General features: G+C 66.8%; 15 protein-coding genes. 7 read left to right on the top strand and 8 right to left on the bottom strand.

All coding sequences use genetic code 11. The annotated features are described in order from the left end of the window. Nucleotides 1-366 precede the first annotated feature (366 nt). Nucleotides 367-591 carry a hypothetical protein gene (locus ACWZHB_RS26135; protein WP_427904436.1) on the top strand — a complete coding sequence of 75 codons (225 nt, stop codon included), beginning with the start codon at nt 367-369 and terminating at the stop codon, nt 589-591. Nucleotides 592-1,120: 529 nt separating this feature from the next. On the opposite strand, the gene ACWZHB_RS26140 is transcribed toward ACWZHB_RS26135, so the two are convergent. The 8 genes from ACWZHB_RS26140 to ACWZHB_RS26175 form a co-directional block, all read right to left on the bottom strand. Continuing rightward, nucleotides 1,121-1,504 (bottom strand): hypothetical protein, encoded by a 384-nt coding sequence (locus ACWZHB_RS26140; RefSeq protein ID WP_427904437.1) that lies wholly within the window; start codon nt 1,502-1,504, stop codon nt 1,121-1,123. Between the two features lie 59 nt (nt 1,505-1,563). Next, on the bottom strand, nt 1,564-1,974 hold the full coding sequence (locus ACWZHB_RS26145) for a type II toxin-antitoxin system VapC family toxin (protein WP_427904438.1): 411 nt from the start codon (nt 1,972-1,974) through the stop codon (nt 1,564-1,566). Then, nucleotides 1,971-2,195: a FitA-like ribbon-helix-helix domain-containing protein gene (locus ACWZHB_RS26150; protein ID WP_427904439.1), complete on the bottom strand. Its 225-nt coding sequence runs from the start codon at nt 2,193-2,195 to the stop codon at nt 1,971-1,973. The genes ACWZHB_RS26145 and ACWZHB_RS26150 overlap by 4 nt, the downstream gene beginning before the upstream one ends. A 128-nt stretch (nt 2,196-2,323) precedes the next feature. After that, nucleotides 2,324-3,670, bottom strand: coding sequence for a phosphatase PAP2 family protein (locus tag ACWZHB_RS26155; protein ID WP_427904440.1), 1,347 nt, complete (start codon nt 3,668-3,670; stop codon nt 2,324-2,326). A gap of 50 nt (nt 3,671-3,720) precedes the next feature. Beyond that, nucleotides 3,721-4,863 (bottom strand): glutamate--cysteine ligase, encoded by a 1,143-nt coding sequence (locus ACWZHB_RS26160; RefSeq protein WP_427904441.1) that lies wholly within the window; start codon nt 4,861-4,863, stop codon nt 3,721-3,723. A gap of 11 nt (nt 4,864-4,874) precedes the next feature. Next, complete coding sequence (gene sodC / locus ACWZHB_RS26165) at nt 4,875-5,570, bottom strand: superoxide dismutase[Cu-Zn] (RefSeq protein WP_427904442.1); 696 nt, start codon at nt 5,568-5,570, stop codon at nt 4,875-4,877. Nucleotides 5,571-5,659: 89 nt separating this feature from the next. Next, the gene (locus tag ACWZHB_RS26170; RefSeq protein WP_427904443.1) at nt 5,660-6,211 is read right to left on the bottom strand and encodes a LytR C-terminal domain-containing protein; all 552 of its coding nucleotides are present in this window, start codon (nt 6,209-6,211) and stop codon (nt 5,660-5,662) included. A 42-nt stretch (nt 6,212-6,253) separates the two neighbouring features. Beyond that, nucleotides 6,254-6,580 (bottom strand): DUF3263 domain-containing protein, encoded by a 327-nt coding sequence (locus ACWZHB_RS26175; protein WP_427904444.1) that lies wholly within the window; start codon nt 6,578-6,580, stop codon nt 6,254-6,256. A gap of 172 nt (nt 6,581-6,752) precedes the next feature. Between ACWZHB_RS26175 and ACWZHB_RS26180 the strand changes: the two genes are divergently transcribed. From ACWZHB_RS26180 to ACWZHB_RS26205, 6 genes are all read left to right on the top strand, one after another. After that, nucleotides 6,753-7,343, top strand: coding sequence for a peptide deformylase (locus tag ACWZHB_RS26180; RefSeq protein WP_427904445.1), 591 nt, complete (start codon nt 6,753-6,755; stop codon nt 7,341-7,343). Further along, complete coding sequence (locus ACWZHB_RS26185) at nt 7,333-8,319, top strand: N-acetylglutamate synthase, CG3035 family (protein WP_427904446.1); 987 nt, start codon at nt 7,333-7,335, stop codon at nt 8,317-8,319. The genes ACWZHB_RS26180 and ACWZHB_RS26185 overlap by 11 nt, the downstream gene beginning before the upstream one ends. A gap of 35 nt (nt 8,320-8,354) precedes the next feature. Beyond that, complete coding sequence (locus ACWZHB_RS26190) at nt 8,355-9,164, top strand: exodeoxyribonuclease III (RefSeq protein WP_427904447.1); 810 nt, start codon at nt 8,355-8,357, stop codon at nt 9,162-9,164. Nucleotides 9,165-9,237: 73 nt separating this feature from the next. Beyond that, nucleotides 9,238-10,437, top strand: coding sequence for a homogentisate 1,2-dioxygenase (locus ACWZHB_RS26195; protein ID WP_427904448.1), 1,200 nt, complete (start codon nt 9,238-9,240; stop codon nt 10,435-10,437). Continuing rightward, a complete protein-coding gene (gene fahA, locus ACWZHB_RS26200; protein WP_427904449.1) occupies nt 10,434-11,624 on the top strand; it encodes a fumarylacetoacetase in 1,191 nt (396 codons plus the stop codon). Before ACWZHB_RS26195 ends, fahA begins: the two co-directional genes overlap by 4 nt. Nucleotides 11,625-11,669: 45 nt before the next feature. Then, entirely contained in the window at nt 11,670-11,858 is a 189-nt protein-coding gene (locus ACWZHB_RS26205) for a hypothetical protein (RefSeq protein ID WP_427904450.1), read from the top strand. Nucleotides 11,859-11,940 lie beyond the last annotated feature (82 nt).

An 11,940-nucleotide genomic window follows, 5' to 3' on the forward strand; every position in this document is an offset into this window, starting at 1 on the left:
GATTCGCGGGGTGTAGCCGACCATCTGCTAAGCTCCGCCAGCGGTAGCCGCAGGTAGTGTGAGCGAGAAGTAGCGCAGCAGATCGCCGCGAGGAACCGAGGCCAGCCGTACGTCTGCCCCGAAATCTGGGTCAGGTGAGGATGTTTGGGTCGCGATGACGTTACGCCCGGTATGTTGCTGTACGGCTCCCTCGCAACCCTTTTCGCACTCTGGCTCCCGCTTTTCAAGACAGGGAGTTACCGCAAAGCGCCGTCCCATTCGCTGTGGGAATTGCGCGAAGTCGGCGCCCCCGGCTTGCCTCTACTCGTCCTCGGCGCGACCCTGTTGGTTGTCGCAGGAGTTCTCCTTCACCTCACACTCTTACCCGTGATTCCGAGCGTGTGGGTGCAGTGCCTCGCAGTCGCCGAAACGCTCGGCACCCTGATGGCGTTATCCATCGGGCTCACGCTGACTCTTCCCGACGCCGATGACCTCGAGTTTCGCCCCGGGTTGGTCGTCCTCGTAGTTGGCCTCACCTTAACCATCGTCGGTGCGTGGAGGCTACCGAACTTCGCTGCTCGCCAAACTGAGCCGTCCAAGAACGCGAGTTGAGGCACAGTTGCCTGTTTGCTGATCCATAACCCGAGGTGTAGCGTCGCTCACAGAGATCGGCCCCCGGGAGCGCTACCAACGCTCACCGAGGGCCTGGGTACGAAACAGCCTTACCTGTTCGCACCGTAGGGGAAACCCTACCTGCACCTCCTCGGAGTGCCCCAATGCCGAGGTCGTCGTCCTGATGCCAGGAGTTTCAATTCTCCCGTGCGCGGACCGCGAACAACCGTTTCGCTTCCCAAGGCCCTGGGCCCTTCGCGGTCGTTACCGACGAGCCCGACCGGGGAGATTCCAACCCATCAAACAGCCGTCTGCGAGTACCACCGTCGTACGCCTCGCACGTACGCACCGTGACGGCCGGGAGTGCACACCTTCGCCACGGTCCAACCAGCCACGCGCCCATCGGACGCGCGGCCAGAAGTGTTGGCCGAGGACGCAAATCGGGGTTCGGTGCGGGGAAGCGGGCAGGGATGGTTACGACACCGGCACCCTTGGGTGCTCGAATCGGTTCAATTCAGCCCGCAGGTCATCATGACCGAAGCAGCCGGATTCCCTCCTTGCCGCATCGCCCGAAGCAGTACTGGCACTCCATGTCGGTCGGATCATCAATCGCGACAACCGACTTCAAGTCGTAGGCCCGGTCCTTAACGCCTCGAACCTTGCCGCACAGCGTGCGGTAGGTGCCGTCGGCGGCGATCTCGCGCACATAGTGGGCGCGCGTCCCAGTTTTGGTTCGGACCCAATTACCTACCTGTACACCGGAATTAACCTCAGCATCGGAGGAGGAGACGACGACGGGCCCGGATTTGGCGGTCCAGCGTTGTTCCTCGCGCTGACGCCGTTGGGCGGCACGTTTGCGACGGTCGGGCGAAAGCTCTACGCCCATCGGAGTACCAGTGGGGTTCGTGTGCACGTCCCGAAGATACCGCTGACGTACGACATCCCGCCCGAGCCCAGTGCGGTGACCTCGGTTTACATTTCCCAGGGGTCCAGTACAACCAGTTCGATGCCGACGAAATCCTTGACGTTTCGTGTCGCCAAGGTCGCTCCCGCTGCCAAGCAGATCGCCGCGATCTGTGCGTCGCCCTGACTGATCGGGCGACCCTGTCGACGACGTTCGGCGACGATCTGCCCATACGTTCGCGCGGCTCGCGCGTCGTAATCGGTGATGTCGCCGAAGAACTCGTTGAACAGCTCGTCAGCCACGCTCGCCAGCCCCGACTTGCGCCGGCCATCCGGCAAGTTCTCGATACCGACCCACAGCTCGCCGACGGTGATGGCGGTAGTTCCCACGTCCGGATTGGCTTCCAACCATTCGATCACCCGCACATCAGGCTCTGGACGGAACAGCTCGCACACCACATTCGTATCGGCGATGATCACAGATCGATTCCCCGCGCCTCCTCGGAGCGGTCGGGTAGCTCGAGGTCGGCGGCAAATGGCCGCGTCCGTTCATAGACCTCGCGCAGCAAGCGCCGCGGACGAACGGCCGCCGACAGAATCTCGCGGGCCTCGGCCTCCATGCTGTGGCCGTGGGCCGCGGCTCGGCGCCGTAGCCGCGCTTTCACGTCGTCATCGAGATCCCGAATGGTTATGCTGGCCATGCAATCAATGCTATCAGCGATTGCACGGGCCAGGCTTGGCTAGACGTCGCCTGAACTTCTCGAGATTCGGGACTGCACCTCATCGGCCGCACGGCCTACCGCGAACAACGCCACCGTGATGGGTTGTTCTAGGCGGCCGCGATCCGTTCGATAGCAGGTTCCGGGGCGGTGGCGAACCAGGTGTTGTGGAAGGCGATCGCGACCGCGGCCAGCAGCCCGATGACGATCGCGCCCGCGGCCACCGGGTACTCGGCCATCGGTACAGCCAGGTACCGGTAGGACAAGAGCAGCCCGGCGAACACCGCGGCACCGAAGCCCACCAGCCGGATCCGGAAGGCACCCCAGCCCCGCTCGGGAGCGCGCAACGCCGACTCGACGGTCAGGCACAGCACCGCGCCCGCCACCAGGTCCACGCCGTAGTGATACCCGAAACCCAGGGTCGCGGTGACCGTGGCGGCCAGCCAGAAGGCGCCGCCCCAGCGCATCCAGATCGGCGCACGGGATCCGTCGATATCGCGGCGGGTGTGGATGAACAGCGACAGCGCCCACGCGGTGTGCATCGAGGGCATGCAGTTGCGCGGCGTGAACTCGTCGAACGGCAGCGCCGACGGATTGGTGTCGATCGGCGGCAGCGCGGCGGGCCAGAAGTTGCCCACCTCGAAGCCGTGCCCGTCGGCCCCGAACGCGAACATCGGCCCCACCACCGGGAACAGCACATAGAACAGCGGCCCGACCAGCCCGAGTACCAGGAACGTGCGCACCAGATAGTGACTCGGCCACTGCCCGGTCGTCACCACCTTGCGCAGCTGCCACACCGCCACCGCGATCGCCGCCACCGGCAATTCGATGTAGACCCAGTGCAGCACCGCGTACACCTCGGGCCCGAGCACATCGAGCACCCGCCCGAGCACCCACGACGGATCACCGAGCGCGTGATCGGCGAGCAAGGCGTATTCGTCGAGCACCGCGGGCCGGGCCGCCGAGGTCAGGTGCAACCACACGTCACCGACCTTGGTGGCCAGCACCAGCAGCGCACCGAGCGCGACGGCCTTCAACGCGTCAGTGCGTTCACGACCCCGCCATCGCACTGCCGCGATGACCGCCAGCGCGGCCAGCACGATCGTGGGCCCGTTGCCGACCGTGAACGGATTACCGTCGATGAGCCGCAGCGCCACCCACACCGCGTCGATCCCGATCGCGACGGCCAGCGCGATCACCCGCCTGCGCGCGGAGATCCCGACCAGCGCGAGCACCAGCCCCGCCCACGGCACCGACATCGACTTGGGCGTGCCGACGAAGTCGCGGGCCAGGCTGGCCAGCGGCCCGTCGAAACCCATGATCCACGCCATGACCTGCAGTCCGATGAGCAAGGCGAGCACCGCGGCCACCGCGATAACGGCGAGTATCCGTGGTTCGCGCAGACGGGAACCGAGAGTGGCACCCCCCGCCACAGTGCGTGGTTCTTCGACAAGCATCCGACCATCGTAAACGGCGGGTTAACGACGCCCCAGTGCGCAGCTGAACGCTACTGATCGAGCTCGCGGACCAGCGCGTCGACGACCGCGACCATGTCGCCCTGGGTCTGCGCGGCGACCCGGCGTTGCCGCTGGTAGGAGGCACCGTGGCGAGGAATCTCGGCCACCGCGGCCAGCTCGTCGGCGCAGCCGAGACGCTTCGCGATCGGCTCGAGCCGGGTGAGCAGGTCGGTCAGATCGTCGGTGACCAAACGCTCATTGCTGGCGTCGTCGACGATGATGATCGCGTCGAGCCCGTAGCGCGCGGCCCGCCATTTGTTCTCCTGCACATGCCACGGCGGCAGCGTAGGTAGCTGCTCCCCGTTCTCGAGGCGCTGGTCGAGGTCGACGATCAGACAGTGGATCAGCGCGGCCACCGAGGCGAGTTCGGCGCGACTGGACAGCCCGTCACACACCCGCACCTCGATGGTGCCCCACTTGGGGGCGGGCCTGATGTCCCAGTGCATGCCGCCGAGTTGGTCGAACACACCGGTCTTCACCTGGTCGTGCACGAAACCCTCGAACTGACGCCAGTTCTCGAACTGGAACGGCAGCCCCGCGGTCGGCAACTGCTGGAACATCAGCGCGCGATTGCTCGCGTAACCGGTGTCGTCGCCGGACCACATCGGCGAGGACGCCGACAGCGCGAGCAGATGCGGATACGAGAGCAGCAACGAGTTCAGGATCGGAAAGACCTTGTCCCGGTGCGAAACTCCCACATGCACGTGCACACCCCAGATGAGCATCTGGCGGCCCCACCACTGGGTGCGCTCGATCAGTTCGTCGTAATGCGGTGAGCGCGTGAGCTGTTGGGCCGACCATGCCGCGAAGGGGTGGGTGCCCGCGCAGAACAGGTCGACACCGAGCGGGTCGGCCGCGCGCCGCACCGCGTTCATGGTGCCGCGCAGGTCTTCCACCGCGCCACCGACCGTGTCGTGCACGCCGGTCACCAATTCGACTGTGTTGCGGAGCAATTCCTTGGTGACCTGCGGGGTGCCATCGTAGGCGCGCAGGTCACCGACCGCGTCGAAGACCGCCGAGGCGGTGTTGGACAGATCGCGCGTCACCTTGTCGACGAGCGCGATCTCCCATTCGATGCCGATGGTCGGCCGGGGCGAGCCGCGAAACGGAACCGACTGGAATGCCCCGGCCATGACGTGACTCGCTAACCGACCACGCCGCACGCCACCCGGGCACCCGCATCGCCGGTGGCCAGGGTGGTCTCGTCCGGGCCGGTGCCACCCTCACGCGTGTAGCGCGGCGGGATGTTGCCGAAGTTGTCGGCGCCGCCGTGGATGATCAGGGCCTTGCCCTTGATGTTGTCGAGGGTGACGGTGTCGGTCCGGGTGACCAGCTTCGCGGAGCCGTCGGCGCCGACCTGCAGCGAGGTGAGGTCACCGCTGGCGGGGTGCGCGGTGGCGCCGCCGACCTGCAGATGTCCACCGGCCGAGGCGAAATCGCCCTCACAGGTGCCGTTCTGGTGGAAGTGCAGGCCGTGGAAGCCGGGGGTGAGACCGCGCGCCTCGACGGTGACGACCAGGTGGCTACCTTCGGCCACGATGGTCGCGGTGCCGACCTCGGCGCCCGCGCCGTTCTTCAGCGAGGTCTTCAGGCCGTCTGCCACGCCACCCTGCTCTTCGCCGTGGCCGGGGGCCGCGGTGGCCGACGGTGCGGCGTGACCGCCACCGTGTTCACCGGTTTCGCCGCCGGGAGCCGCCGAGCTGGTCCACACCGGCGGCGTAGTGCCCTTGACGTCACTCGACTCCTGGCTGTTGGTGCAGGCTGCGAGCCCGAACGCGGCGACCGCGAGCACCGGGGTCACAATGCGCCAGGACGGGCGACGAGTTGTCGACGTGGCCATCAGGAGACTCCTTATCGGACTGGGGCTATACCGCTCAAGATGATGCCACAGCGGCGACACGACCTACGGCACCGCGTGCCGCGCCCGGTTCAGCGACCGGTCAGGACGACGACGACACCCGGCGAGGTGTCCCCCGACTTGGGTGCCACCGTGCCGCCGACCTGCTCGGCGATCTCGGTGGCCGCGGCCTTGTCGCCCGCGCCGCCGCCGTAGTACACGGTGGTGGTGGTCAGGTTCGCGCCGCTGTAGTTGCCGGTGCTCACATTGGTCCAGCCCGCCGCGCCCAGCTCACTGGCGGTGCGCGCGGCCAGTCCGGCGACCAGGCTGTTGTTCAGTACCTTCACCGACACAGCTTGATCCGTGCCACTCGCCGCGGGCGAGGAGGTGGTGGTCGTCGGCGCGACGGAGGTCGTGGTGGTCGCGGCAGCCGCGCTGGTGGTCGTCGGCGCCTTCGTGGTGGCAGGCGCCTGCGCGACCGCGCTGGAGGTGGTGGTCTCGGTCTGCTCCGATTCCGAAGCCTGGGCATCGGAATTCGACAGCGACATCGCACCCAGACCGGCGAAGACAATGGCCAGCGCGATCAACACCATCGCCAGCGCGCGCAACGGCGGGCCGCCGGGGGTGGGGTTCGGGTTGCTCACCCGCTCAACCCTAGTCGCAACGGTGGGTGTGTGGCCGTCATGTCAGACCTGGAAACCGAGTTTGCGGGCGGCACGCGACTTCTGCCTGCTCGCCCGCAGCCTGCGCAGCCGCTTGACCAGCATCGGGTCGGCGGCCAGCGCGGCGTCGGAGTCGACGATCGCGTTGAGGACCTGGTAGTACCTGGTGGCCGACATGGCGAAGAGTTCGCGGATCGCGTCTTCCTTGGCGCCCGCGTATTTCCACCATTTGCGTTCGAAATCGAGGATGTCGAGCTCGCGGCGGCTCAGGCCGGTGCTCTCGTCGGCCGCCGAATCCTGTTCGCCCGCAGTGGGGCCATCGGAGATGTGCCGAGCTGCTGCGCCGTCCATCTTGCTCCCTCGCCGAGTATCACGAGATGGGTAGATACCGTCGTCATTCAACCACGGGTTCCCCCGAACCCTCGACCCATGTCACGGCGTGTTGACTCCAAGCCAGTAGGGGTGTCCCGGCCCACAGGGGTCCGCCGATCATCCGCCCGGCCCAGCGGCGATAATGGCGACCATGGCAATTCTCCCGATCGTGATCGTCGGTGACCCCGTTCTCCACACCCCCACCGCGAAGGTGACGGAGACCCCCGCGGAGCTGGCCGAGCTGATCGCGGATATGTACGACACGCTCGAAGAGTCCAAGGGTGTCGGCCTCGCGGCCAATCAGGTGGGCGTCGGCAAGCGGCTGTTCGTCTACGACTGCCCCGACTTCGACGCCACCGGCAATCCGATTCGGCGCAAGGGTGTCGTCGTGAACCCGGTGCTGGAGACCTCGGCGATCCCCGAGACCATGCCCGACCCCGATGACGACGAGGAAGGCTGCCTGTCGGTGCCCGGCGAGCAGTTCCCGACCGGTCGCGCGGACTGGGCGAAGGTCACCGGGACCGACGAGAACGGCGAGCCCGTCGAACTCGAGGGCACCGACTTCTTCGCGCGCATGCTGCAGCACGAGGTCGGTCACCTCGACGGCTTCCTCTACGTCGACGTGCTGATCGGCCGCAACGCCCGCGCCGCCAAGAAGGCGATCAAGCGAAACGGCTGGGGCACACCGGGTTTGAGCTGGATCCCCGGCACCGTTCCAGACCCCTTCGGCCATGACGACTGAGTCAAGGCGGCCGAGAACCATGATCCCCCTCGGCCGCCGGGTGGTGATGCGGTATCAACTGCCCGCGGGTTATCCACAGCCGCTCACCGATGTGATCGGCGAACTGGTGTCACTGACGCCGCCGTCGGTGCGGACCGCCGAGGGTGAGCTGGTCTCGGTGTCCGCCGATCGCGTTGTCGCGCTGAAAGCACTGGGGCCGAGGCCCATTCGGACCAAGGAGATCCGGTCGCTGGAGACCGCGGCGGCGATGGCCTGGCCGGGCAGCGCGCACCTGTGGATCGACGGCTGGCTGGTGCGGGCGGGCAACGGCTACACCGGACGGGCGAATTCGGCTGTGCCGCTGGGTGAGTCGGGTGTGCCCGCGGTGTTGTCGATCGACACCATGCACAAGATCGCCGACTGGTACACGAGTCAGGGATTGCCGTTGCTGCTGCAACTGCCCGACCGGCTCGCGCCCGTGCCACCGACCTGGAACACCTGGAGCGAGACCGTGGTCCTCGGCCTCGACATCGCGAATTTCGTGCTGCCGCAAGGACCGTCGATGGTACGGATCACCGACCAGCCCGAGGAAGGCTGGCTCAGGACCCACCGCTACCGCGGCGAGATCCCCGTCGACCCGACCGTGCGCGAACCGGATTTCGCGGTGCTCACCTCGGTCCTGGACGGCACCCTCGGCTTCGCCTCGCTCGGCCTGCCCGAACCCCTGGCCATCGGCCGCGGCGCGGTGACCACCGCACCCGACGGCCGGCGCTGGGTCGGCCTCACCTGCGTGGCCGTCGCGACCGCGCACCGCCGCAACGGACTCGGCGCGCTGCTGTGCGCCGAACTGATCCGCTGGGGCGCCGAGCAGGGCGCGAGCCACGCCTACGTTCAGGTAGAGGTAGGCAACGCGGGCGCCCTCGCCCTCTACCGCGACCTCGGCTTCATCGAACATCACGCCTACCGCTACGCCGCCCCGCAGAGTCAGAGTCATTAGCGGCTGGCGCCACCCCATCGAAAGGACCGCCGACCGTGCGCCTCGCCACGTGGAACGTCAACTCGATCCGCTCCCGCGTCGATCGGGCGATTGCCTTTCTGGACCGCCACGACATCGATGTGCTGGCGTTGCAGGAGACCAAGTGCCGTGATGATCAGTTCCCCTTCGAGCAGTTCGAGGCCGCGGGGTACGAGGTGGCGCACGTGGGGCTCAATCAGTGGAACGGCGTCGCGATCGTGTCGCGGGTCGGGCTCACCGATGTCGAGCTCGCGTTCCCCGATCAGCCCGGCTTCGACAAGGACGCGGGCGATTCGCTGATCGAATCGCCGGTGGTCGAGGCGCGCGCGCTCGGCGCGACCTGCGGTGGGGTGCGGGTGTGGAGCCTCTATGTCCCCAACGGCCGCGCGCTCGCCGACCCGCACTACACCTACAAACTGAACTGGCTCTCGACCCTGCACGCGAAGGCGGCGGGCTGGCTGACCGAGGACCCCGAGGCGAAGATCGCACTGGTCGGCGACTGGAATATCGCCCCCACCGACGACGATGTCTGGGCGCCGGAACTGTTCATCGGCAAGACCCACACCTCCGCGCCCGAGCGCGCCGCCTTCCAGGCCATGCTCGATCTCGGCTTCCGCGACGTGATGCGCCCGTTCGCCCCCGGCCCCGGCGTCTACACCTACTGGGACTACACGCAGCTGCGTTTCCCCCGCAAGGAGGGCATGCGCATCGACTTCATCCTCGCCTCCCCCGCCCTCGCCGATCAGATCAAGGACGCGTCGGTGGACCGCGAGGAACGCAAAGGCAAGGGCGCCAGCGATCATGCTCCGGTGATCGCCGAATTCTGACGGATTTTCCACGCGTTCTCGGTTACGTTGGAGGGAGAAATTTCAGCCTGCAACGAAGCGGGAGGTGCCGTCGATGTTCTACCGCCGGGTTGGTGCGGTGCCGCCGAAGCGGCATACCCAGCATCGGGATGAGTTCGGCAGCCTCTATTACGAGGAGTTGATGGGCGAGGAGGGGTTCTCCGGAGACTCCTCGCTGCTGTATCACCGCGCCCTGCCGCCCGCGATCGTCGACGCGACCGTCTGGGACCTGCCAGACCAGACGTTGACGCCGAATCATCCACTGCACCACCGTCATCTGCGGCTGCCGCTGCTGTTCCCCGGCGATACGGCCAGCACGACCGACCCAGTGACCGGGCGCAGACTGCTGCTGGCGAATGCCGATGTACGGATCTCGTACGTGGTCGCCAAGGGCGCGTCCCCGCTGTACCGCAATGCCATCGGCGACGAACTGGTGTATGTGGAATCCGGTGCGGCCGTGGTGGAAAGCGTGTTCGGGGTCCTGCCGGTGCGCCAAGGCGATCAGGTCCTCATGCCGCGCGCGACGACCCACCGCTGGCTGCCGATGGGCGAGGAACCGTTGCGCGCGTACGTGATCGAGGCGTCTAGCCACATCACCCCACCCAAGCGCTACCTGTCGAAATTCGGTCAGCTACTGGAGAATTCGCCGTACTGCGAGCGAGATCTGCACGGACCACTCGACTTGCTGCTCGTCGAGGACACCGACGTGGAGGTGCTGGTCAAGCATCGCGCGGGCAACGAGGTGATCGGCACCAGGATGACGTATGCGACGCATCCGTTCGATGTCGTCGGCTGGGATGGCTGCCTGTACCCGTACACCTTCAATATCGCCGATTTCGAACCGCTGACCGGCCGCGTACACCAGCCACCGCCGGTGCATCAGGCCTTCGAGGCCACCAATTTCGTGATCTGCAATTTCGTGCCGCGCAAGGTGGACTATCACCCGCTGTCGATTCCGGTGCCGTACTACCACTCCAATGTGGATTCCGACGAGATCATGTTCTATTGCGGCGGAAACTATGAGGCGCGCAAGGGTTCCGGCATCACTCAGGGTTCGGTGTCGGTGCATCCGGGCGGTTACGCGCACGGCCCACAACCGGGCGCCTACGAACGCAGTATCGGGGCGGAGTTCTTCGACGAACTGGCGGTGATGGTGGATACGTTCCGGCCGCTGCAACTCGGCGAAGGGGCGCTGGCCTGCGAAGACCCCGCTTATGCGTGGACTTGGTCGGGTCGCGGGCCAGGGCTCGGATGAGCGTGCTGCGCGTGGAGGTGCCCGCCGACTCCCTGTTCGGGCCGGAGAACATGCCCTACGGCGTTTTCGCACCACCCGACGGTGAACTCCGGGTCGGTTGCCGGTTGAGTGACATGGTGCTCGATCTGGCTGCGCTGCTGGATGATCCGGTGTTCGCACGGCCCGACCTGAACGCCTTTCTCGCGCAGGGTTCCAGCCGCTGGCACGAGGTCCGCGAGAGATTGCGCGCACTCGCCGACACCGCGCTGCCGGTCGATACCGTGTATCCCGTGTCTTCGGTGCGAATGGCATTGCCGGTGCGGATCGGCGATTACGTCGACTTCTACGCCAGCATCGACCACGCCACCAATCTCGGCAGGCTCTTCCGGCCGGACAGTGAACCGCTGCTACCGAATTGGCGGCACCTACCGGTGGGCTATCACGGCAGGGCGGGCACCGTCGTCGTGTCGGATACGCCGATCATCCGGCCGCGCGGCCAGCGCCGAACAGCCTCCGGCACACCTGATTTCGGTCCGTCCGCGCGCCTGGACATCGAGGCCGAATTGGGCTTCGTCGTCGGAACCGGCTCCACCCTCGGCGCACCGGTCACCGTCGACGAATTCACCGAGCATGTCTTCGGCGTCGCCCTGGTCAACGACTGGTCGGCGCGAGATATCCAAGCCTGGGAGTACCAACCACTCGGCCCGTTCCTCGGCAAATCGTTCGCCACCTCGATCTCGGCCTGGATCACCCCGTTGGCCGCGCTGACCGAGGCCCGGGTACCGCTTCCGGTACAGGACCCCGAACCGCTCCCCTACCTGCGCGGCACCGACGACTTCGGCCTTGACATCGACCTCGCGGTCGCCTGGAACGGCGAGGTCGTCACGCACCCGCCCTACTCACGCATGTACTGGTCCCCCGCCCAGATGCTGGCCCACCTCACCGCCAACGGCGCCTCGATCCGCCCGGGCGACCTCTACGCCTCCGGCACGATTTCCGGCCCCGAGCCGTCACAACGCGGCTCGTTCATCGAATTGTCCTGGAGTGGCTCCGAATCCATCACCATCGGCGCCGACTCACGCACCTTCCTGGCCGACGCGGATGAGGTGACGATCACAGCCACCGCCCCCGGCACGGCCGGAAGACGGATCGGCCTCGGCCAGGTCAGCGGGCGAATCCTGCCCGCGCACAACACTTCACGCCCCTAGAACTCCGGTCTGCCGGTGTCCACCACCGCGACCTACGTTGACCACATGAAATCTCTTGTCGCCACCGCGGCCGGTCTCGCTGTCATCGGCCTCGTTCAGCTTCCACTGGCCGCGCCCGCCGCCGCCGAGTGCGGGCCGTACCCGGTCCCCTGCGCACCCAGCTCGGCGGAACAGGTTCCCTATCACCTCAGCCTGCTGGTGGCCGCGCTCTTCAACGGGTCGTCCGCGGGTTAACCACAGCGGGTCGCCGGTAGCGTCCACCCAGGGGCGGAGATGATACTCGCCATTCCTCCGCCCCGAGGGGGTATCGGGAGCA

Source organism: Nocardia sp. FBN12, assembly GCF_054031145.1.